The organism is Georgenia sp. G2120, from assembly GCF_055326485.1.
In genome coordinates, this window is record NZ_JBUZNL010000018.1 from 13293 (window position 1) to 35188 (window position 21896).

Genomic DNA, 21896 nt, shown 5'->3' on the forward strand with positions numbered 1-21896 from the left:
GTGGGCACCGAGGACCCCCCGGGCGGGCCACGGACCGGGCGCGCACCCGCCGACGACGGATCGACGTCGGGCACGGGCTCCGGCCACCCTCCGACGACGGACGCCGCCCCCGAGGGGGCGTCCCGACGCACGACCGCCGGCTCTCCCGTCCTCGCCGGGGCGCTCGGCGCCGCCGGCCTCATCGCCGTCCTCACCCTCGCCTCCCGCGCCGCCGGGTTCGCGCGCTGGCTCGTCCAGTCCTGGGTCCTCGGCAGCTCGGCCACCGCCGACGCCTACGCCAAGGCCAACACCGTCCCCAACGTCCTCTTCGAGATCGCGGCCGGCGGGGCGCTCGTCGGCCTCGTCGTCCCCCTCCTCGCCGCGCCGCTCGCCCAGGGCCTACGCGACGAGACCGGCCGCCGCGCGTCCGCCCTGCTCAGCTGGACGATCGCGATCCTCGCCCCCGTCGGCCTCCTCGTGGCCGTCCTCGCCCGCCCGCTCGCCGGGCTCCTCCTCGGCTCCGACGCCCCGGCCGAGAGCCTCGACCTCACCGCCACCTTCCTGCGGATCTTCGCCGTCCAGGTTCCGCTCTACGGGGTGGGCACGGTCCTCACGGGCGTCGCGCAGGCCCACCGCCGCTTCGCCTGGCCGGCCCTCGCCCCGCTGCTGTCCTCGCTCGTGGTCATCGCGACGTACGGCGCCGTCGGGCTGCTCGGCGGCCCCGCGACCGACGACCCCGCGACGATCGCCCCCACGATCGTCGCGATCCTCGGCTGGGGCACCACCGCCGGTGTCCTCGCGATGAGCCTCGCGCCCGCCCTCGCCCTGCGCGGCCTCGGCCTGCGCTGGCGCCCCACGCTCCAGCTCGGCGCCGACCTGCGCCGCCGCGCCCTCGCCCTCGCCGGGGCGGGCCTCACCGCGCTGCTCGCCCAGCAGGTCGCCGTCCTCGCCGTCCTGCGCGCAACCTCCGCCGTGCCTGGCAGCTACAACGTGTGGCAGTACGCGCAGGCCGCCTACCTCCTGCCCTACGCGGTGCTCGCCGTCCCGCTCGTCACCGCCATGGCGCCCCGCATCGCCGAGCTCGCCGCCGACTCCGTGGCCCGCGCCGCCCCCGTGGTCGCCCGCTCGGCGCGCGCCGTCACCGCCGCCGGGGCTCTCGGTGCCGGCGCGCTCGTGGCCGTCGCTCCCGCCGTCACCGCCATCTTCTCCGCCCGGTTCGACATGCCGGGCATGACCCCCACCCTCACGGTCCTCGCCCTCGGCCTGCCGGGTTTCGCGCTCCTCCTGCACGCCCAGCGCTCGCTCTACGCCGTCCACCGCGCCCGCCTCGCGACGATCCCCGCCCTCGTCGGCTGGCTCGTCACCGCCCTCGCCACGGTGGTCGCGGGCCTCGCCGCCGCCGGCGCCTCGAGCGGGACCCTCCTCTCGCTCCTCGCCGCGGCCTCGAGCGCCGGCATGACGCTCGCCGGCGTCCTCGCGGCCATCTGCCTCGCCCGCGCCCTCGGCGGCCCGGCCCTCTCCGGGCTCGTCCGCACCGCCGCGACGGCGGTCCTCGGCGCCGCGTTCGCCGGCCTCGCCGGCCGGTGGGTCACCGACCTCACGCTCGGCGACGGCCTGCTCCGGGCGGTGCTCGCCGTCCTCGCGGGCGGCCTCGTGGGGCTCGCTCTCTGGGTCGGGGTCATGCTCGTCGCCGACCGCCAGGCGCTCCAGCTCCTCCGCCGCCGGGGGAGGGGTACCGGCGAGGACGCGACCACCTCGCACGACGACGAGACCCGCGACGACGAACCCCGCGCCTCCGCGACCGATGACGAGGCGGACCGCCCCGCCGACCCAGGGAAGGGACACGCATGAGGATCCTCCAGGTGACCGGCACGACCACCGGGGGCGTGGCCCGCCACGTGGCCCAGGCGATCGACGTGCTGACCGGCGCCGGGCACGACGTCCGCATGGCCGGCCCGGCCGACGTCGTCGCGGGCGCCGCCGTCCCCACCGCCACCATCGACCTGCGCGACCGCCCCTCGGCCGCCGACGCCGCCACCGTGCGCCGCCTGCGCCACCTCGCCGCCGGCGCCGACGTCGTCCACGCCCACGGCCTGCGCGCCGGCGCCGCCGCCGTCCTCGCGACCCGCTCGCTGCCTCACCGCCCCCGCCTGGTCGTCACCGAGCACAACCTCGCCGTCGGGTCCGCCCGCGTCCGCGCGATCGCCACCGGGCTCGAGGCGGTCGTCGCGCGCGGCGCCGACGTCGTCCTGCCCGTCGCCCCCGACCTCGCCGACCGCGCCCGCCGCCTCGGCGCCCGGTGCGTCGAGGTCGCCGTCATCCCCGCCCCCGAGCCGCGCCCCGCGACCACACCGGCCGACCAGGTCCGCCGCGACCTCGGCCTGCTCGACGGCCAGCGCCTCGTCCTCGCCGTGGCCCGGCTCGCCCCCCAGAAGGGCCTCGACCTCCTCGTCGACGCCGCCGCGCTCACCGAGGACCTCCTGCCCACCCGGGAGGACGGCGCGCCCGCCGCCCAGTGGTGCATCGCCGGCGGCGGACCGCTCGGCCCCGAGGTCTCCGCCGCCGCGACCGGGGCCGGCGCGCCCGTGCGGGTCCTCGGCGCCCGGTCGGACATCCCCGACCTGCTCGCCGCCGCCGACGTCGTCGTCTCGACCTCGGTCTGGGAGGGGCAGCCGATCTCGCTGGGGGAGGCGATGCACGCGGGCGCCGCCGTCGTGGCGACGGACGTCGGGGGGACGGGTCTCGTCGTCGGGGGAGCAGCCCTCCTGACCGGTCGCGACGCGGCCGAGGTGAGCTCCGGCGTCGGGCAGGTTCTTCTCGACGCCGACCTCGCGGACCGGCTGCGGGGCCTCGCACGCGAGCGGTCCGGCGAGCTGCCCACGGAGGGTGACCTGTACCGCCAGCTCGTCTCCGCCTACGGCCCCGGCCCGCGCTGCTAGTCTCGAAGCCCGTGGCACCCACTTCGCACCGGCCGCTGCCCGGCACCTCGGTCCCCAAGCAGATCTTCGTGACCGGTGGGGTGGTGTCCTCCCTCGGCAAGGGCCTCACGGCCTCCTCGCTCGGCCGGCTGCTGCGCTCGCGCGGCCTGCGGGTCGTCATGCAGAAGCTCGACCCGTACATCAACGTGGACCCGGGCACGATGAACCCGTTCCAGCACGGCGAGGTGTTCGTCACCGATGACGGCACCGAGACCGACCTCGACATCGGCCACTACGAGCGTTTCCTCGACATCGAGCTCTCCGGTCGCGCGAACGCGACCACCGGCCAGGTCTACTCCGAGGTCATCGCGCGCGAGCGGCGCGGCGAGTACCTGGGGGACACCGTCCAGGTCATCCCGCACATCACCGACGAGATCAAGGCCCGGATGCGCGCGCAGGCCGCGCCCACCGACGGCAGCGAGCCGCCGGACATCATCATCACCGAGATCGGCGGCACGGTCGGCGACATCGAGTCCCAGCCGTTCCTCGAGGCCGCGCGGCAGGTCCGCCAGGACGTCGGGCGCGAGCACGTGTTCTTCCTCCACGTCTCGCTCGTGCCCTACATCGCGGCCTCCGGCGAGCTGAAGACCAAGCCCACCCAGCACTCCGTGGCCGAGCTGCGCTCGATCGGTATCCAGCCCGACGCCCTCGTCTGCCGCACCGACCGGGCGCTGCCGGAGGGCGTGAAGAACAAGATCGCCTCGATGTGCGACGTCGAGCGGGAGGCCGTGGTCGAGTGCCCGGACGCGCCCTCGATCTATCAGATCCCCCGGGTGCTGCACTCCGAGGGGCTCGACGCCTACGTGGTGCGTCGTCTCGGTCTGTTCTTCCGCGACGTCGACTGGACCGAGTGGGACCGGCTCCTCGACCGGGTCAACCACCCCCGGCACGACGTCGAGGTCGCCCTGGTGGGCAAGTACATCGACTTGCCCGACGCCTACCTGTCCGTCACCGAGGCGATCCGCGCCGGCGCGTTCGAGCACCGCGCCCACGCGAACATCCGCTGGGTCGAGTCCGACCGGTGCGACACCCCCGAGGGGGCGCGCGAGGCCCTCGCCGGCGTCGACGCCGTGCTCGTGCCCGGCGGATTCGGCGTGCGCGGGATCGAGGGCAAGCTCGGCGCCCTGACCTGGGCCCGGGAGAACCAGGTGCCCACGCTCGGCATCTGCCTCGGCCTGCAGTGCATGGTCATCGAGGCCGCCCGCTCGCTCCTCGGGCTGAAGGCGGCGAGCTCGACCGAGTTCGACCCCGAGACGGACGAGCCCGTCATCGCGACCATGGCCGAGCAGGCCCGGTTCGTCGAGGGCGGCGGGGGCGACATGGGCGGCACCATGCGCCTCGGCTCCTACAAGGCCGCGCTGACCCCCGGGTCGGTGGTGGCCGAGACCTACGGCGCGACCGAGGTCTCCGAGCGGCACCGCCACCGCTACGAGGTCAACAACGCCTACCGCGACCGCCTCGAGGAGGTCGGGCTCAGGATCACCGGCACGCTGCCCGAGGGGAACCTCGTCGAGTTCGTCGAGCTCGACCGCGAGCAGCACCCGTACTACGTGGCCACCCAGGCGCACCCCGAGTTCAAGTCCCGCCCGACGCGCGCCCACCACCTGTTCGCCGGGCTCATCGGCGCGGCGGTCGAGCGGCAGCGCGCGACGCGGCTCCTCGAGATCGACGACTCCTCGGTCGAGAGTGCGGGTCAGGGCGGTGGCGCTCCTGTCGAGAGTGCGGTTGAGGCCGGCGGTTCTCCTGTCGAGAGTGCGGCTCAGGGCGGGGACGACGCGTGACCGGTGAGCCCCTGGCCGACGCCGACGACCACCGCCACGTGGTCCAGGCCGACCGCCTGCTCGATGGGCGGATCTTCGACATCGTCGGGGACACCGTCGAGCTGAGCCCCGGCGGGCCGACCGTGCGCCGCGAGTACCTCGTCCACCCCGGCGCCGTCGCCATCGTGGCCCTGCGGGGCGACGACGACGCCCCCGAGGTCCTCCTCGTCTCCCAGTACCGGCACGCCTCGCGCGCGTTCCTGCACGAGATCCCCGCCGGGCTGCTCGACGTCCCCGGCGAGGACCCGGTCGAGGCCGGCCGCCGCGAGCTCGCGGAGGAGGCCGACCTGCGCGCCGGCAGCTGGCACGTCCTCGCCGACGTCCTGCTCTCGCCCGGCGCCACCAACGAGTGCGTCCGCGTCCTGCTCGCCCGCGACCTCACCGAGGTGCCCGCGGGGGAGCGGCACGAGCGCGAGGACGAGGAGTCGGAGATGGTGGCGCGCTGGGTGCCGCTCGCCGACGCCGTCGCCGCCGTCCTCGACGGCCGGATCCACAACGGCGCCACGGCGCTCGGCCTGCTCGCCGCCGAGACGTCCCGCGCGCGGGGGTGGGCCGATCTGCGGCCCGCCGACGCCCCGTGGACGCTGCGGCGCTACCGGTCCACCGACGGATCGCCCGACGGCGCACTGACCGGCCTCCCGCCCGAGCACCGGTAGCCGCGGGCCTTCCCGTCACCGACGGGCGTCGAGCCTCGTCTCCTCGTGGCGCAGCAGGTACCGCATGAGGAGCCAGGCCGGCACGCCGATGAGTACGGCCAGCACCGCGCCGAGGATCAGGCCGGTCGGGAAGTCGTCGGTCACCAGGCCGCCGATCGCACCGCCGACGACGAGCACGACGGCGATGACCAGCGGGCTCCAGCGGGCGATCGCGAGCTGGGCGCGGGTGGCCGCTCGCGTCGTGGATCTCGTCGGTCGCTCGGGAGTCGTGGGAGCGCGCGGTCCCTCCGGCGCCGGGTCGTTCGTCGTCGTCGGGGGTCTCGTCGTCGGGGCGTTCCCGATCCGGATGTGATGCCCGGCGGACGCGAGCGGGTCGAGGTCGTCGACGCGCCGGCCGACGATCCAGTGCGACGCGGCCGCGAGGAACTCGCCGGGCCGTGAGCCGCCCCGGTGGAGGTCGGGCGTCTCGAAGGGCAGCGGCGTGCCCCAGCTCATGCCGTAGGCGTCCTCGAGGTCCGCGGCGTCGTCATCCTCGTTGAGGACGACGTACCGCTCGCCCTCGGGACCGGCGTAGGTCAGCTCCACGAAGCCGACCGTGTCGTCGTACGTGAGATCCACCCGTACGTACGCGTCGTCCGGCGGCCGTGCGATCGCCGTGTGCCAGTCGGTCTCGAGGTCGCGCGACGGGAACGTGAGGATCGTGTCCCCGACGACGAGAATCCGGAACGACGACGCCGTGCGGTCCGCAGCCGGCACGAGGACCAGGTCGCCGCGGCCGAGCAGGGAGCGGGCGGCGGCGAGGGCGCGGTCGGCGTCGGCCGAGGCGTGTTCGGCGATATCCGTGGCGGGCCGGCGGCGGCTCCAGCTGATCACCCGCACGCGAAAACTGCCCCTTCGGTCGAGCTGCCGGACCCGACCAGTCGAGGAAACGGTCCGGTGCTCGAGGCCGACCTCGCCGACGTCGCGGAGCGCCGGAACGCGTTCGGCGTGTCGCGTCGTCGGCGTGTCGCCGCGGACTCGCGGGCAGGAGGATGTCCGGAGGGCAAACCTCACCCGTCGAGGGGATGCGAGGGGCGGGAGTCGTCGGTGATGATCGAACGATGCACGCTGAGCTCTCCTACGAACGGTCGTGCCGCGCGCTGCTCGTCGACGGCGCCGGCGGAGTCCTTCTCGTCGCTGATCAGAGCCGCGCGGGGACCGTCTGGGCGGCTCCGGGCGGGCCCGCCGCCATGGGCGAGGCCGCGGAGCCGGTCCTGCGACGTGCGCTCCATGCCGCGACCGGGCTGCGCCTCGCCGAGGGTGCGCTGCGCGACCTCGCCTGGATCCAGCACGTGCCTACCGCGCCGGCCGGACCGAACGGCGGCGGCGAGGTCGTCGACGAGGTCTACCTCGTGCGCGTGCCCCACTTCGAGCCCGCGCCGGTGGCGGAGCCTGCACCGGCGCCAATGGCTGCCGTCGCCCGGCCCGGCGGACCGACCATGCTGCGGGACGAGCCGCTGCCCGGGACCGGCGACGTCGCGACCATGGCGCAGGGTCCCGGTACCGGCCACGGCGAAGGCGCCACCGATGTGGCGACCATGGCGCAGGTGCCCGTGCGGGAGCGCGTGTCGGTGGACAACCGGACGATCCGCTGGTGGTCGGCCGCCGAGATGACCGAGGCCGCCGGGCGCGGCACCCTGTTCAGCCCCCGCGACCTCCCGACCCGGCTGCCGGCCCTGCTCGCGTCGGCCTGGGACATGCCGGTGGGGGAGCCGGCGACGATCCACGGCTACTGATCGTGGTTCGACGACGCCTCAGCGACTGCCGGGCCCGCGGACCCAGGCCTCGGCGTGCGTCGCCACGTCCTTGCTCGACCCCTCGAGCGCGGCCTCGAGGTCCGCGACCCGGTAGCTGAACGCGCCGGCCCAGTCGGACACGACGACCTGGCCGTCGGCGACCCAGAACGTGTACGTTGCCTGCCCCTCGAGCTCGAGGACGTAGGGGGTGGCGGCGATCGGCGCGCCGTCGAGGCCGTCTACCTCGCCCTCCTCGCCGCGGCGGAGGGCGGCGTGCAGCGTGCCGAGCGTCGACTCGTCGAGCCGGCTCCACTCGTTGGTGTCCTGCCCGGCGGCGACGAGGTCCTCGACCACGAGGATGTCGGCGTAGCTGGGGATCGAGCCGGGCGCGACCTCGCGGGCGCCGAGCGTGGCGATCGTGCCGCCCACGTGGTCGGCCATCTCGAGCGACGTCCACTGGTCGGGCCGCCCGGGGTGCACCACCCGGATCGCGACCCGGTACAGGGTGTCGCCGGGCTCGACGAAGCAGGTGAGGAACCGCGTGCCGCTGGCCGAGTCGGCCCGCAGGAGCACGCCTGCGCTGCCGTCGGCGCCCCGGAACGCCTCGTGGACGATCGTCATGCGGTCGAGGTTATCGGGCGTTCGAGGGCACGGACGACGAGGTCCCGAGGTCGTTCTCCCCGGTCGTGGCCCAGCGGTCGACCGTCGAGGCCCACAGCCACGTGGTCGCACCGACGACGAGCGCCGCGATGAGCATGTGCAGGATGACGAGCCCGCCGGGAAGCCCCATGTTGTGCTGGACGATGCCGGTCACCGCGCCGGCCACGGTGAGGCCGACGAGTGTCCAGGCCGCCGTGACGGCGCGGCCGAGAGCGGGCTGCGCGCGTCGTCGTCGGAGGAGAAGAAGGAGCACGACGACGAGGACCGCCGTGAACGCGTACACCGTCCACGCGTGCGCGCGGGTGATGGCGAGCGGGTCGAGGGCCCAGCGGTAGGGGTGGGTGTCGTCTCCGGAGTGCGGGCCGGCGCCGGTGACGATCGTGCCGAGGACGGTCATGACGGCGGCCAGAGCCACGAGCACGACGATGAACGTCCGGGTCCGTGCGTCGAGCAGCCGGCGCGGCTCGGTGTCCGGCGACGCGAGGCGGACCAGGAGGTAGGTGGAGAACGCGACGAGGCCGAGCGAGACGTACATGTGCAGGCCGACGACCGCCGGGTGCAGGTCGAGCAGCACCGTGACGCCGCCGATGACCGCCTGGAGGATGACGCCGGCGAGCGGGGCGAGCGCAAGGGCGTGGAGGCGGTCGGGGCGGCGCCGGGTGGGCTCCGTGCGCCACACGAGGACGACCAGCGCGAGCGCGACGATGCCGAGCACGCCGGTCAGCGTGCGGTTCCCGAACTCGATGAACGCGTGGTAGCTCGTCTCCTCGTGGAAGACGGGCGTGAACTGTCCCGGCTCGCACATCGGCCAGGTCGAGCAGCCCAGGCCGGAGCCGGTGACGCGGACGAGCCCGCCGGTGACGATGATGCCGATCTGGCACACGAGGTTGGCGACGGCGACCCACCACGTGAGCGGCGAGACGAGGTCGCGGCGCGCGGGCCGGACCGGACCGCCTCCGCCGTGCTGCGACGTGGGGGCCTGGTCGGTGGGGGGCGCTGCGCTCACCCGGCCAGGGTACGTCCGGCGGCGGAGTTTTCCCTTGCCGATCGGGGTGACGTCGCTAGCGTCGAGGGCGTGAACGAACACCCCGCGGGCGGCCCGACGACCGGCGTGCCGACAGGCCCGCCCGGTATGTCCGACCTGACCTCCTTCGACCACATCCGCCCCGACGACGGCGAGCACGTCGGGTACCTCGGCATGACCACCGACGGACTGTTCGTCCCGTTCGACCGCCTCCACCGACGCCGCGGCCCGGCGTCCGAGCTGGACGAGGCCGAGACGCTCCTCGAGGAGCTGGGGCTCGGCTACCTCGCGGAGAGCTGGTGGCTCGAGGTCGACGGCGAGCAGGTCGCCGTGCGGATCGTCGAGCTGCGTCGGGACGTCGTGGTGGTCGCGCGAGCGATGGAGGACATGACCGCGCACGTGGCCAAGGCCCTCGACCTCACGCGGACGATCGAGCTCGCGCTGCCGACGGACCGGCTGACCCCGGCCTGAACCGCACTCTCGACCAGCTGGGGGAGCCCACGGGGGTCACTCCTGCCAGCGGACCACGCGGGCGGCGACCACGGGCAGCACGACCGCCCACCCCGCGAGGATCGCGACGGAGAGCCAGTCGAGAAAGCCCGGCGTCGCGAGCGAGCGGAGCGCCTCGCCGAGCGCGCCGGACGGGGTGACCGAGACGATGGCGCCCCACCAGGCGGGGTAGGTCGACGTCGGGGCGAGGACCCCGCCGCCGGCCGCGAGCAGGACCCACAGCGTGTTGGAGATCGCGAGCACGGCCTCCGCGCGCAGCGTCCCGCCGACGATGACGCCGAAGCCGGTGAACGCCGCCGTCCCGAGGAGCACCGTCAGCAGGCCGACGGGCACGGTGACCGGCCACGCGCCGAGGTCCGGCCGCCAGCCGACCACCAGTGCGGTCGCGGTGAGCAGCACGACCTGGACGACGACGAGCGCGAGCACCGCGCCCGCGCGCCCCGCCAGGAGGCCTCGAGGCCCGAGCGGCGTGGTGGCCAGCTGGCGCAGCACGCCCCAGCGCCGGTCGAACGCGAGCGCGATCGCCACCGACGGCAGTCCCGCGGCGCTGATCGCCAGCGCGAGGGCCGAGCCGAGGGCCGCGCCGTGCTCCTGGCCGGAGCCGGAGAGCGGGAGGTCGACGATGCCGGTCATGACAAGCCCGATCAGCGCCCCGATCGGCATGAGGAGGGTGAGCAGCAGCTGCTCGCCGTTGCGCAGCGTGCCGATCGTGTCGAAGCGGGCCTGGGCGAGGGCTCGGCGCAGCGTGGGGCTCATCGGGACCTCCGACGACGACGGGCCGAGCCCGCGGTGGGGGCCGCCTCGTCCGCGGAACCGGTACGGTCCTGGTCGGTCCGCAGCGAGCGGCCGGTGAGCTCGAGGAACGCGTCCTCGAGGGTGCGCCTGCCCGCGACGATCTCGACGCGCGCGTGGCCGGCCGGGTCGGCGTGGGCCGGCTCCTGACCCGCACGTTCGACATCGGTTGCCCCGGCCGAGTCCACGACCACCCGGTCGCCGAGCCCGGACACCCGGCGCGCGACCAGGTCCGCTGCCGAGGCGACGGCCGCCACGTCCCGCGCGTCCGGACCGCGCGTGCCGGGGGAGAGGAGCACGCGGGCGGCGTCGTCGTGGGCGGTGGTGGCGTCCGCGAGGTCGCGCCGCCCGGCCGAGGCGAGCTCCCCGGCGAGGTCGCGTGCCCAGTCCGCGGCGGGGCGGTCCGCCGGGGCGTAGGCGTCGACCACCGCGTGCCCGGCCAGGTCGCCCGGCGCGCCCGAGGCGACGACCTTCCCGGCATCGACGACGACGACCTCGTCGGCGAGCTGCTCGGCGTCGTCCATGAGGTGGGTGGTCAGCACGATCGCGACGCCGTCGGCCCGCAGCTCGCGCACGAGCGACCAGGTCTCGCGGCGCGAGCGCGGGTCGAGCCCGGCGCTCGGCTCGTCGAGGAACACGAGCCGCGGGCGGCCCACCACGGCGCACGCGAGCGCGAGGCGCTGGCGCTGCCCGCCGGACAGCCGGCGAACTGGGGTACGCGCGGAGCCGGTGAGGTCGAGGCGCTCGAGCAGCTCGCGCGGGTCGAGGGGATGGTCGTACATCCGCGTGACGTGCGCGAGGACGTCGCCCGCGCGCGGCGCCATCGGCAGGCCGCCGTCCTGCAGCATCACCCCGACCGACTCGCGCAGCTCGCCGGCCGCCGCCGGGTCGGCGCGGTCGAGGCCGAGCACGCGGATCGAACCGGAGTCCGGCCGGCGCAGGCCCACGCAGCACTCGACGGTCGTCGTCTTGCCCGCCCCGTTGGGGCCGAGCAGCGCGGTGACCTGCCCGGCCGCGGCGGTGAGGTCGATGCCGTCGGCGGCGACCCGGCCGCCGTACGCGCGGCGCAGGTCGCGCACCTCAAGGGCGGCGGGGGTGGGTGGCACCGGCTCAGGGTAGTTCGGGGTGCGGCGCGGGCCGGTGCGCGGCCGCCCGTCGGGCTCCGCCCGTCCCGGCAATTGCGGCCACGCCGTGCGCGGGTGTTCAAGCGAACATCGTGAGCGGTAGTTTGGTGTCTAGCCGGATATTCCACGGGGGACCGGCGAGCGGGTTCACTTCCGGAACGCGAAGCGTGTCAACGACGACGAAGGAGAGCACCCCATGAAGGCACTGATCTACGACGGTCCCGGCAAGATCGAGTGGCGCGAGCACCCGAAGCCGCAGATCCAGGACGCGACGGACCTCGTGCTCAAGGTGACGGCCACGACCGTGTGCGGGTCGGACTCCCACATCATCAAGGGCGGGTTCCCCGAGACGCCCGCCGGGCTCGTCCTCGGACACGAGGGCGTCGGCATCGTCGAGGAGGTCGGCTCGGCGGTCACCGCCGTCAAGCCCGGCGACCGCGTCCTCGCCACGTGCGTGACGGCGTGCGCGACCTGCCCGGCGTGCCGCGAGGGCCTGGTGGGCCAGTGCCGCACCTCCGGAGGCTGGGCGCTCGGTCACCTCATCGACGGGCTCCAGGCCGAGTACGCGCGGATCCCGTTCGCCAACACCTCGGTCTACAAGATCCCCGACGAGCTGACCGACGAGCAGGTCCTCTTCCTCACCGACATCCTCGCCACCGGCTACGAGGTCGGCGTGCTCCGCGGCAACGTGCAGCCCGGCGACACCGTGGTCATCGTGGGCTCGGGCCCGGTGGGTCTGAGCACGCTCATCACGGCCAAGCTGTTCTCGCCGTCGAACATCGTCGTCGTCGACCCCGTGGAGTCGCGGCGCGCGAAGGCGCTCGAGATGGGGGCCTCGCACGTGGCCTCCCCCGAGGAGGCGAAGTCCGTGGTCGACGAGCTGACCGACGGGCTCGGCGCGGACGTCACGATCGAGGCGGCGGGCTTCCCGGCGCCGTTCGAGCTGGCCGTCGACCTCGTCCGGCCCGGCGGCCGGATCGCCAACATCGGCGGCCACGAGACCCCGGTCTCCCTGCCGATGGAGACGCTGTGGTCGAAGATCGTCACCCTGACCACGGGCATCCCCAACGGTCTGTCCGTGCCCGCCCTCATGCGCGCGATCGAGGCCGGCACGCTGGATGCCACGCCGCTCATCACGCACCGGATGAAGCTGGACGAGATGGAGAAGGGGTACGACGTCTTCCTCAACGCGGCCGAGCACGACTCGCTCAAGGTCGTGCTGACGCCGTGACCGAGTTCCTCAACGACCTCCCGCTCGCCGGAGAGCTGATCGCCACGGACTTCGACGGCTGGTCCGACGAGCTGCGCCAGGAGTTCGACGACCGCGCGTTCGACGGCGCGGTCGGCTCCCGGCTGCTCAGCGAGAACGACCGCGTCCGCGTCTGGGAGATCCGGCTCGCGCCGGGGGAGCGCTGGCACGCCCACCGGCACGTCCTCGACTACTTCTGGACGGCGGTCAACGCCGGGACGAGCCGGCAGCACACCTTCGACGGGACCACGCGCGACGTCTCCTACGAGGCCGGCGAGACCCGCCACTTCGTGTTCGGCGCCGGCGAGTACCTGCTCCACGACATCGAGAACATCGGTGACGGCGAGCTGGTCTTCACCACCGTCGAGCACCTCGACTCCGCGAACGACCCGCTGCCCCTGCCGTGACGTCGTCGGCGCCCGAGGGAGGTGGGGAGCGAGGTCCGCGCCGCGAGCCCGCGGTGGACCTCCTTCCCGCCTCCGACGGCGCCGAGCACGACGCGATCGTCGGCGGCCGCGACGGGACCGGTGCCGGGCACGACCGGGCAGGGACCGGGCACGACGCCGGTGCGGAGCTCGGAGCGGGCGACACCTCGTTGGCAGGGTGGCTGCCCGCGCTGGCCCGGATCAGCGCGGCGCTCAACGGTGACTCGTCGGTCGTGGACCTGCTCGACGAGGTCGCCCGTACCGCCTGCGAGCTCCTCGGCTACGACTTCTGCGCGGTCACGCTGCCCACCGGCGACCGCACGGCGCTGCTCATCCAGGGGGCGCACGGGCTCTCGGCCGAGTACGTCGCCACGGTCAACGCCGAGCACCCGATCCTGCTCGACGCCCACGGCTCACCGTCCTCGAAGGCCTTCCTCACCGGGACGGCGCACCAGATCGAGGACGCGCTGCACGACCCGCGGTTCCGCCCCTGGGGCGGTGTGGCCCTGCAGCAGGGGTACGCGTCGCTGCTGGCCGTGCCGCTGGTCGCGGGCGGCGAGCCGCTCGGCACGCTCAACTGCTACACCTCGCGGCGCCACCGCGCCGACTCCCGCGAGATCGGGCTCGTCACGATGCTCGCCGACCAGGCGGCCAACGCGATCGCCACCGCCCAGCTGCGGAGCAGCGAGCAGCGGACGATCACCCGCCTCAACGAGGCCAACCGGGATCTCACCCACCAGCGGGACCTCCAGCGCCAGTCCATGGAGATCCACGAGCAGTTCACGGCCCAGACGCTCGGCGGTGGCGGGGTCGCCGCCGTCGTCACGGCGCTCGCGCGGATCCTCGGCGCTCCGGTTGCCGTCCGGGACGTGGACGGCGACCTCCTCCATGCCACCGAGCAGGACGGGGCCGCGCTGCCGGAGGCGCTCGTACTCCCGCGGTGGAGCGGTGGTGAGGAGACGTCGTTCCTCGACGGCGACCGGGACCGCACCACCGCGGTGACGGTCGACGGCGTCGAGCTGCTTCGGGCGCCCGTCCTGCTCCAGGACGACGTCGTGGCGTGGGTCTGGGCGGGGTGCCGGCCGGACCAGCTCGGCGACCTCGATCGACGGGCGCTCGATCACGCCGCCACGATGGTGGCGCTCGAGGTGCTGCGACACCGCGCGGTCGCCGAGTCGATGTGGCGGGACACCGCCGACGTGCTCGCCTCGCTCCTCGACGACGGTGCGGCGTACGGCCCGACCCTGAGGGAACGCGCCGGACGGCTCGGCCACGACCTCGCGCTCGCGCACTCCGTCCTCGTCACCCACCTGGGCGCCGAGCCCGCGGCGCCGCCGGTGCACCGGATCGCGAGCCACCTCGCGAACATGCTCGGCGCCGACGGCCCTCGTCCGCTCGTCGGCCGCCGGGGCGACCACCTCGTGGTCCTCGTGCCGGACGTCCCCGGCCGGACCGAGGCGCTGCTCGCGGCGGTCGAGGAGCACCTCGGGCGCCTGCTCGGGGCGGGCGACCGGGCCGGCGCGCCCCCGATGGTGACGGTGGGCCCTGTCGCCGACATCGGTGAGTACGGGAGCGCGGTGGTCGCCGCGGCCGGCGCCGTGGATCTCGCGCTGCGTTACGGACGCGGCGGCACCGCGGTCCACCTCGACCACACCGGGCTGACCGGTCTGCTGCTCCGCACGGCCGACACGGTCGCGCTCCAGGAGTTCGTCGACCGGACCGTCGGGGCACTCGTCGAGTACGACGCCGCCAACGGCGCCCACCTCGTCGACACCCTCCGGGTACTCCTGCGCACCAACCTCGGAGCCGCCCGCGCGGCCGAGGAGCTTTACCTGCACAAGAACACCGTCAACCAGCGTCGACGGCGGATCGAGGAGATCGTCGGCGGCGAGCTCGCAGACACCGACGTCCTGCTCGAGGTCGCCGGCGCCCTGCGCGTCCTCGACGTCCTGCGCGTCCTGACCTGACGGCACCGACGAGACACGCCCGCCCCACCGGGGGAGCCGACCGACGGCCCCCTCACCTCGCCGCGCACACCGCGAGCGGGACAACCGGAATCAGGAGACTCGACATGACAGTCCACCAGGGTCGACGCGCAGTCGTCGTCGGCGGATCCATCGGCGGCCTCACCGCGGCCCTGCTGCTGCGGGACCTCGGGTTCGAGGTGACCGTCCTCGAACGCTCCTCGTCCCAGCTCGACGGCCGGGGCGGCGGCATCGTCCTGCAGCCGGAGATGCTGCGCTGGTTCCGCGAGCGCAGCCGGCTGACCCCCGACGACGTCTCGACACGGACGGAGTGGCTCCGGTTCCTCGGGACGACGAACGACCTGCTGCACGAGGAGCGGATCGACTGGAGCTACAGCTCCTGGACCACGCTGTACCGCGCGCTGCTGTCCGACTTCGGTTCCGACGGGTACCTCCTGGGCGAGGTGGTCGTCGGCTTCTCGCAGGACGATGACGTCGCCGAGGTCCGGTGCTCATCCGGGCGCACGCTGCACGCCGAGCTCGTCGTGTTCGCCGACGGGATCTCGTCGGTCGGCCGCCGGCGGATCAACGGCGAGGTGGAGATGGAGTACGCCGGCTACGTCGGTTGGCGGGGGACCGTGCCGGAGCACGAGCTCTCCGCCGGGACGCTCGACCTGCTCGGGAATGCGCTCAGCTACTCGCTCGCGTCGCAGACCCACATCTGCATGTACCCGATCCCCGGGCCCACGTCCGAGTCCCGGCTGATGAACTACGTCTGGTACCGCAACGTCCCCGCCGGGCCGGAGCTCGACGAGATGATGATGTCGAGCACGGGCTCGCGCGGCGGGGTCTCCGTCCCGCAGGGGCTCGTCCAGCAGCGGTACGTCGACGAGATGCGCGAGGCCGCCGCCGTCCTCGCCCCGGCGGCGACCGAGCTCGTCCGGGCGACCGCGGAGCCGTACATCCAGCGCGTCGTCGACGTCCGGTCGCCCCGCATGGCCGAGGGCCGCGTCGTCGTCATCGGGGACGCCGCGTTCGCCGCACGCCCGCACGCCGCCGCGGGGACCGCCAAGGCCGCGGAGGACGGCTGGAGCCTCGCCGAGGCGCTGTCCGGCACGGAGGACGTCACCGGCGTGCTCGCCGGGTGGGAACAGGAGCGGCTGACGGTCGGGAACCAGCTCGTCGACCGGGTGGCCTGGATGGGGGACGTCGCCCAGCGGGACAGCAGCTGGGACCCGGGCGACCCGGCCATGCGCTTCGGCCTGCACGGGCCGCGCGAGGTCGCGTCGGGCGAGACCGCTCTGCCCGTGCGGTAGCCCGCGCCGCGCGGGGCGTGCCCGGCTCCGCCTGCTCGAGCGCTCGGACCGCTCGGACCGCTCGGACCGCCCGGACCGCCCGGACCGCCCGGCAGCCTCCCGCCACCCGAGCCACCCGTGCGCGCTCCCCGGCGCGCTGCCACGATGGTCGGGTCCGCACGCCCCTCCAGGAAGGTCCGTCATGACGCTCGTCGCCGGGGTCGACTCATCGACCCAGAGCTGCAAGGTCCTCGTCGTCGACGCCGGCACCGGGGAGGTGGTCCGCGAGGGCCGCGCCCCGCACCCGGACGGCACCTCGGTCGACCCGAACGCCTGGTGGGACGCCCTCCTGGCCGCGATCGAGTCCGCCGGCGGGCTCGACGACGTCGCCGCGATCTCGATCGGCGCCCAGCAGCACGGCATGGTGTGCCTCGACGAGAACGGCGAGGTGGTCCGCGACGCGCTGCTGTGGAACGACACGCGCTCCCACACGGCGGTCGACGCGCTCAACGCCGACCTCGGGGCTGACGAGTGGGTCCGCCGCACGGGCCTGTCCCTCCTGCCGTCCTACACGGTGACGAAAGTGCGCTGGATGGCGGACAACGAGCCGGAGAACGCCGCGCGCACGGCCGCCGTCGCCCTCCCGCACGACTACCTCACGTGGCGGCTGCGCGGCTTCGGCCCCGGCAACGCCGACCTCGAGGCGCTCACCACCGACCGCTCCGACGTCAGCGGCACCGGCTACTGGTCCGGCACCACCGAGGACTACGACTTCGAGCTGTTCGAGCTCGCCCTCGGCCACCGCGCGATCCTGCCGAAGGTCCTCGGCCCGACGGAGACGGCCGGCACCACGGCCGACGGGATCCCGGGGGTCCCCGCGGGCCTGCCGATCGGCGTGGGCGCGGGGGACAACGCCGCCGCCGGCCTCGCCCTCCAGCTCGAGGTGGGCGACGCCGTGATGTCGCTCGGCACGTCCGGCACCGTCTACGCCCGCACCGACCGCCCCGTCCAGGACGAGCAGCGCGTCCACGCGAGCTTCGCCGACTGCACCGGCGACCACCTGCCGCTCGCCGCCACCCTCAACGCCGCCCGCGACCTCGACGTGGTCGGCCGACTCCTCGGCCTCGACCACGACGAGCTGGCCGACCTCGCGCTCACCGCCGAGCCCGGCGCGGACGGCCTTGCCCTCCTGCCGTACTTCACCGGGGAGCGCACGCCGAACCTCCCGGACGCCCGAGGCTCCCTGCACGGCCTCACCCTCGACAACCTCACGACGGCGAACCTCGCGCGGGCGACCGTCGAGGGCATGCTCGCGAGCCAGGTGGTCATGCTCGACGCGCTCAGCCGGCTCGGCGTCCCCGTCCACCGACTGCTGCTCATCGGCGGGGCCGCCGACAACGCCGCGGTGCGGGACGTGCTGCCCCGGCTCGTCGACGTCCCCGTCGAGGTCCCGGAGCCGGGGGAGTACGTGGCCCTCGGCGCCGCCATGCAGGCCGCCGCCGTGCTCGCCGGCGAGTTCCCGGCCTGGGAGAAGGACCGCGTCGCGCTCGAGCGGCCCGGCCTCGACCCGGTCGTCACCGACCAGCACGCGGCGGCCAAGGCGGCGCTCGGGTACGCCTGACCGGCCCGACCGGCGACCGCTGCACGGCCGGCTCCGGGGCCCTCTCGCGGGCCACCCCCGGCCACCCGCACCCACGAGGCGACGACCACCCGCGACCGGCCGTTCGTCGTCGTCGTGCCCCTGGTCACAGCCCCGTCCTGCCCTGGGCGAACGCCTCGTGAGGTTAGGCCAACCTTCCTGGACGGCCCTCATTTGGCAACGCATACTGTGTGTAATTCATCGGCGACCTCGGGCGGCAGCCCGCCGCTCCTGGACGAGCCCGTTCTCGGGCCCCTCGCCGGTGATCTCGACCGACGGGAGGCACGCATGACACAGGCGAGCCCACCGCTGCACCCGACCACCGGGAACGAGGACACCTCGACGCGTGACCGCGTCCTCGGCCTCGTGCTCGAGCAGGGCCCCGTCTGCGCCGCGGACGTGGCCGAGGAGCTCGAGCTCACCTCGGCCGCCGTGCGCCGCCACATCGGCGCACTGGAGGCCCAGGGCCTCATCGCGGTGCAGCGCAACCCCGGGACGACGACGCCGCGCCGCGGCCGTCCCGCCCGGCACTACGTCGCGACCGACGCCGGCCGCGCCGAGTTCACCGACGCCTACTCCGACCTTGCCGGCCAGGTGCTCGACTTCCTCGTGGAGAAGGCCGGCGCCGAGGCGGCCGACGAGTTCGCCGACCGCAGGGTCGGGGAGCTCGAGCGCCGGTACGCCGCCCAGCTCGAGGGCACCGCACCCGGTCAGGAACGCGTCCAGGCGCTCGCCGAGGCGCTGACCGCCGACGGGTACGCCGCCACGGTCCGCAAGGTCGGCGACAAGGAGATCGCCGTCCAGCTGTGCCAGGGCCACTGCCCGGTGCAGGACGTGGCCGAGGCGTTCCCCCAGCTGTGCGAGGCGGAGACGCGCGCGTTCTCCCGCCTCCTCGGCGTCCACGTGCAACGCCTCGCGACCCTCGCGAGCGGCGGCTACATGTGCACCACCCACGTGCCACTCGCACTTCCCACACGTCAGACCACCCACCCGACATCGGTCGGCACGGAAGGACATCGATGACCACCACAACTCCTCCCACCCGGGAGCAGCTGACCCAGGAAGAGACGATCGCCTCGATCGGTCAGTACGGCTACGGATGGCACGACTCGGACGACGCCGGTGCGACTGCGCGCCGCGGCCTGTCCGAGGACGTCGTGCGCGACATCTCGGACAAGAAGGACGAGTCCGAGTGGATGCGCAAGCTGCGTCTCAAGGCCCTGCGGCTCTTCGACCGCAAGCCCATGCCCGAGTGGGGCGCGGACCTGTCCGGCATCGACTTCGACAACATCAAGTACTTCGTCCGGTCGACCGAGAAGCAGGCGACGAGCTGGGAGGACCTCCCGGAGGACATCAAGAACACGTACGACCGGCTCGGCATCCCGGAGGCGGAGAAGCAGCGCCTCGTCGCGGGCGTCGCCGCGCAGTACGAGTCCGAGGTGGTCTACCACCAGATCCGTGAGGACCTCGAGGCCCAGGGCGTCCTGTTCCTCGACACCGACACGGCGCTCAAGGAGCACCCGGAGATCTTCGAGGAGTACTTCGGCACCGTCATCCCGCCGGGGGACAACAAGTTCGCCTCGCTCAACACCGCCGTGTGGTCGGGCGGCTCGTTCGTCTACGTCCCCAAGGGCGTCCACGTCGAGATCCCGCTCCAGGCCTACTTCCGCATCAACACGGAGAACATGGGCCAGTTCGAGCGGACGCTCATCATCGCGGACGAGGGCTCCTACGTGCACTACGTCGAGGGCTGCACCGCGCCGATCTACCAGTCCGACTCGCTGCACAGCGCGGTCGTCGAGATCGTCGTCAAGAAGGACGCCCGCGTCCGGTACACGACGATCCAGAACTGGTCGAACAACGTGTACAACCTCGTCACCAAGCGCGCCACGGTCGAGCAGGGCGGCCAGATGGAGTGGATCGACGGCAACATCGGCTCCAAGGTGACGATGAAGTACCCGGCGGTCTACCTCATGGGCGAGCACGCCCGCGGCGAGACGCTCTCGATCGCGTTCGCCGGCGAGGGCCAGCACCAGGACACCGGCTCGAAGATGGTGCACCTCGCGCCGCACACCTCGAGCTCGATCGTCTCGAAGTCCGTGGCCCGCTCCGGCGGCCGCGCGTCCTACCGGGGCCTCGTCCAGGTGCTCGAGGGCGCCGCCCACAGCAAGTCCAACGTGCTGTGCGACGCGCTGCTCGTCGACACGATCTCCCGCTCCGACACCTACCCGTACGTCGACGTCCGCGTCGACGACGTGGAGATGGGCCACGAGGCCACCGTCTCCAAGGTCAGCGAGGAGCAGCTGTTCTACCTGATGTCCCGCGGCATGGAGGAGACGGAGGCCATGGCGATGATCGTCCGCGGCTTCGTCGAGCCCATCGCCCGTGAGCTGCCCATGGAGTACGCCCTGGAGCTCAACCGCCTCATCGAGCTGCAGATGGAAGGAAGCGTCGGCTGATGACCGCCACCACCCCGATCGTCGATCACTCCCAGGCGCGCGCCGACGACGCGCACAGCCACGGGGTCGTCCCCGAGTCCTCGCGGGCCGCCCGCGCCGCCTCGTTCGACCTCGCCGACCTCCCCGTGCCCCACGGGCGCGAGGAGGAGTGGCGCTTCACCCCGGTCGACGCCCTCCAGGAGATCCTCGCCGCGGAGCCGAGCTCCGCCCACCTCACGTGGGACACCGAGCTGCCCGACGGCGTCACCCTCACCGAGATCTCGGCCGAGGACGCCCGTTCCCGCACCCGGATCCTGCCCGGGGACCGCCCCGCGGCGGCCGCGATCGAGCACGCCGGTGGCGCCTCGCTCGTGTCCGTCCCGGCGAACACCGAGCTCGACAAGCCGGTCATCGTCAACCTCAGCGGAGCGTCGGTCTCGGACCTCGTGTGGGGCAACGTCGTCGTCGAGGTGGGGGCCAACGCCCGCGCCATCGTCGTCGTCCGCCACACGGGCTCGGCCACGTACGGCGAGCGGATCACGCTGGACGCCGGCGAGGGCTCGCACGTCACGCTCGTCTCCGTCCAGGAGTGGGCGGACGACGCGATCCACCTCGCGGAGAACGCGATCCAGGTCGCGAAGGACGCCACGGTCAAGCACGTCGTCGTCACCCTCGGCGGCGAGGTCGTCCGCGTCTCGACGACCGCCCGCTTCGAGGGCACCGGCGGCGACCTCGAGCTGCTCGGCCTGTACTTCACGGACTCGGGCCAGCACCAGGAGCACCGCCTCTTCGTCGACCACGCCGTGCCGTCGTGCAAGTCGAACGCGACCTACAAGGGCGCGCTGCAGGGCGAGAGCGCGCACTCCGTGTGGGTGGGCGACGTCCTCATCCGCAAGGAGGCCGAGGGCACCGACACCTACGAGCTCAACCGCAACCTCGTGCTCACCGAGGGGGCCCGCGCCGACTCGGTGCCCAACCTCGAGATCGAGACCGGCGAGATCGAGGGTGCCGGCCACGCGTCGGCGACCGGCCGGTTCGACGACGAGCAGCTCTTCTACCTGCGCGCCCGCGGCATCGCCGAGGAGGAGGCCCGCCGCCTGGTGGTGCACGGCTTCTTCGCCGAGCTCATCAAGCAGATCGGCGTGCCCGAGGTCGAGGAGGGCCTGACCCGGGCCATCGAGGCCGAGCTCGACCTCACCATGGCGAGGAGCGCGTGACCCTCACCCGCGCCGCCTCCGCGGCCGACCTCGCACCCGGGGACGTCACGCTCGTGACCGTCCCCGGGGCGGACGGCCGCGACCGGCGCATCGCGCTCGCGCGCGACGAGGACGGCAGCCTGCACGCCCTCGACGACATCTGCACCCACGAGCGGATCTCGCTCTCCGACGGCGAGGTGTTCGACGGGGCGCTGGAGTGCTGGAAGCACGGGTCGGCCTTCGACCTGCGCACCGGCCGTCCCACGTCCCTGCCCGCGACCGTGCCGGTCACCGTCTACGCCCTCGCGCTCGACGGGGACGACGTCCTCATCGACCCCGACACCATCGTCAACGCCGCCTGAGCGGCCGCCA

The 21896-nt window shown here is 74.0% G+C and carries 20 protein-coding genes; 15 read left to right on the top strand and 5 right to left on the bottom strand.

The features are described 5' to 3' along the window. The 4 genes from murJ to ACZLMO_RS15330 are packed head-to-tail and all read left to right on the top strand — an operon-like array spanning position 1 to position 5433. Complete coding sequence (gene murJ / locus ACZLMO_RS15315) at positions 1–1830, top strand: murein biosynthesis integral membrane protein MurJ (protein ID WP_463654214.1); 1830 nt, start codon at positions 1–3, stop codon at positions 1828–1830. Next, positions 1827–2918 (top strand): glycosyltransferase family 4 protein, encoded by a 1092-nt coding sequence (locus ACZLMO_RS15320; protein ID WP_463654215.1) that lies wholly within the window; start codon positions 1827–1829, stop codon positions 2916–2918. The genes murJ and ACZLMO_RS15320 overlap by 4 nt, the downstream gene beginning before the upstream one ends. A gap of 11 nt (positions 2919–2929) precedes the next feature. Continuing rightward, positions 2930–4738, top strand: a complete 1809-nt coding sequence (locus tag ACZLMO_RS15325) for a CTP synthase (RefSeq protein ID WP_463654216.1) — start codon at positions 2930–2932, stop codon at positions 4736–4738. Continuing rightward, entirely contained in the window at positions 4735–5433 is a 699-nt protein-coding gene (locus ACZLMO_RS15330) for an NUDIX domain-containing protein (RefSeq protein ID WP_463654217.1), read from the top strand. Before ACZLMO_RS15325 ends, ACZLMO_RS15330 begins: the two co-directional genes overlap by 4 nt. A 15-nt stretch (positions 5434–5448) precedes the next feature. Here ACZLMO_RS15330 and ACZLMO_RS15335 read toward each other — a convergent pair whose 3' ends face one another. Beyond that, a complete protein-coding gene (locus tag ACZLMO_RS15335) occupies positions 5449–6312 on the bottom strand; it encodes a hypothetical protein (protein ID WP_463654218.1) in 864 nt (287 codons plus the stop codon). Positions 6313–6533: 221 nt separating this feature from the next. Between ACZLMO_RS15335 and ACZLMO_RS15340 the strand changes: the two genes are divergently transcribed. Then, complete coding sequence (locus tag ACZLMO_RS15340) at positions 6534–7208, top strand: NUDIX hydrolase (RefSeq protein WP_463654219.1); 675 nt, start codon at positions 6534–6536, stop codon at positions 7206–7208. A gap of 18 nt (positions 7209–7226) precedes the next feature. Here the strand turns inward: ACZLMO_RS15340 and ACZLMO_RS15345 are convergent, their stop codons facing one another. Beyond that, on the bottom strand, positions 7227–7829 hold the full coding sequence (locus ACZLMO_RS15345; RefSeq protein ID WP_463654220.1) for a hypothetical protein: 603 nt from the start codon (positions 7827–7829) through the stop codon (positions 7227–7229). 10 nt (positions 7830–7839) lie between these two features. Further along, entirely contained in the window at positions 7840–8874 is a 1035-nt protein-coding gene (locus tag ACZLMO_RS15350; RefSeq protein ID WP_463654221.1) for a COX15/CtaA family protein, read from the bottom strand. A 69-nt stretch (positions 8875–8943) separates the two neighbouring features. On the opposite strand from ACZLMO_RS15350, the gene ACZLMO_RS15355 reads away from it, so the two are divergent. After that, positions 8944–9363 carry a serine/threonine protein phosphatase gene (locus ACZLMO_RS15355; protein WP_463654222.1) on the top strand — a complete coding sequence of 140 codons (420 nt, stop codon included), beginning with the start codon at positions 8944–8946 and terminating at the stop codon, positions 9361–9363. A gap of 36 nt (positions 9364–9399) precedes the next feature. On the opposite strand, the gene ACZLMO_RS15360 is transcribed toward ACZLMO_RS15355, so the two are convergent. After that, entirely contained in the window at positions 9400–10158 is a 759-nt protein-coding gene (locus ACZLMO_RS15360; protein WP_463654223.1) for an ABC transporter permease, read from the bottom strand. After that, positions 10155–11300 (bottom strand): ABC transporter ATP-binding protein, encoded by a 1146-nt coding sequence (locus tag ACZLMO_RS15365; protein ID WP_463654224.1) that lies wholly within the window; start codon positions 11298–11300, stop codon positions 10155–10157. The genes ACZLMO_RS15360 and ACZLMO_RS15365 overlap by 4 nt, the downstream gene beginning before the upstream one ends. A gap of 214 nt (positions 11301–11514) precedes the next feature. Here ACZLMO_RS15365 and ACZLMO_RS15370 point away from each other — a divergent pair, with 214 nt between their 5' ends. The 9 genes from ACZLMO_RS15370 (at position 11515) to ACZLMO_RS15410 (ending at position 21886) form a co-directional block, all read left to right on the top strand. Beyond that, positions 11515–12549, top strand: a complete 1035-nt coding sequence (locus tag ACZLMO_RS15370; protein ID WP_463654225.1) for an alcohol dehydrogenase catalytic domain-containing protein — start codon at positions 11515–11517, stop codon at positions 12547–12549. Then, positions 12546–12974, top strand: a complete 429-nt coding sequence (locus ACZLMO_RS15375) for a cupin domain-containing protein (protein ID WP_425715738.1) — start codon at positions 12546–12548, stop codon at positions 12972–12974. The genes ACZLMO_RS15370 and ACZLMO_RS15375 overlap by 4 nt, the downstream gene beginning before the upstream one ends. 53 nt (positions 12975–13027) lie before the next feature. Beyond that, the gene (locus tag ACZLMO_RS15380) at positions 13028–14959 is read left to right on the top strand and encodes a helix-turn-helix domain-containing protein (protein WP_463654226.1); all 1932 of its coding nucleotides are present in this window, start codon (positions 13028–13030) and stop codon (positions 14957–14959) included. Positions 14960–15063: 104 nt separating this feature from the next. Next, entirely contained in the window at positions 15064–16272 is a 1209-nt protein-coding gene (locus ACZLMO_RS15385; protein ID WP_463654227.1) for an FAD binding domain-containing protein, read from the top strand. 181 nt (positions 16273–16453) lie between these two features. Continuing rightward, positions 16454–17872, top strand: coding sequence for a xylulokinase (gene xylB, locus ACZLMO_RS15390; protein ID WP_463654228.1), 1419 nt, complete (start codon positions 16454–16456; stop codon positions 17870–17872). Between the two features lie 306 nt (positions 17873–18178). Next, positions 18179–18913, top strand: a complete 735-nt coding sequence (locus ACZLMO_RS15395; RefSeq protein WP_463654229.1) for a helix-turn-helix transcriptional regulator — start codon at positions 18179–18181, stop codon at positions 18911–18913. Continuing rightward, the gene (gene sufB / locus ACZLMO_RS15400; protein WP_463654230.1) at positions 18910–20349 is read left to right on the top strand and encodes a Fe-S cluster assembly protein SufB; all 1440 of its coding nucleotides are present in this window, start codon (positions 18910–18912) and stop codon (positions 20347–20349) included. Before ACZLMO_RS15395 ends, sufB begins: the two co-directional genes overlap by 4 nt. Next, complete coding sequence (sufD, locus tag ACZLMO_RS15405; protein ID WP_463654231.1) at positions 20349–21545, top strand: Fe-S cluster assembly protein SufD; 1197 nt, start codon at positions 20349–20351, stop codon at positions 21543–21545. Before sufB ends, sufD begins: the two co-directional genes overlap by 1 nt. Next, positions 21542–21886 carry a non-heme iron oxygenase ferredoxin subunit gene (locus ACZLMO_RS15410; protein ID WP_463654232.1) on the top strand — a complete coding sequence of 115 codons (345 nt, stop codon included), beginning with the start codon at positions 21542–21544 and terminating at the stop codon, positions 21884–21886. The genes sufD and ACZLMO_RS15410 overlap by 4 nt, the downstream gene beginning before the upstream one ends. Positions 21887–21896 lie beyond the last annotated feature (10 nt).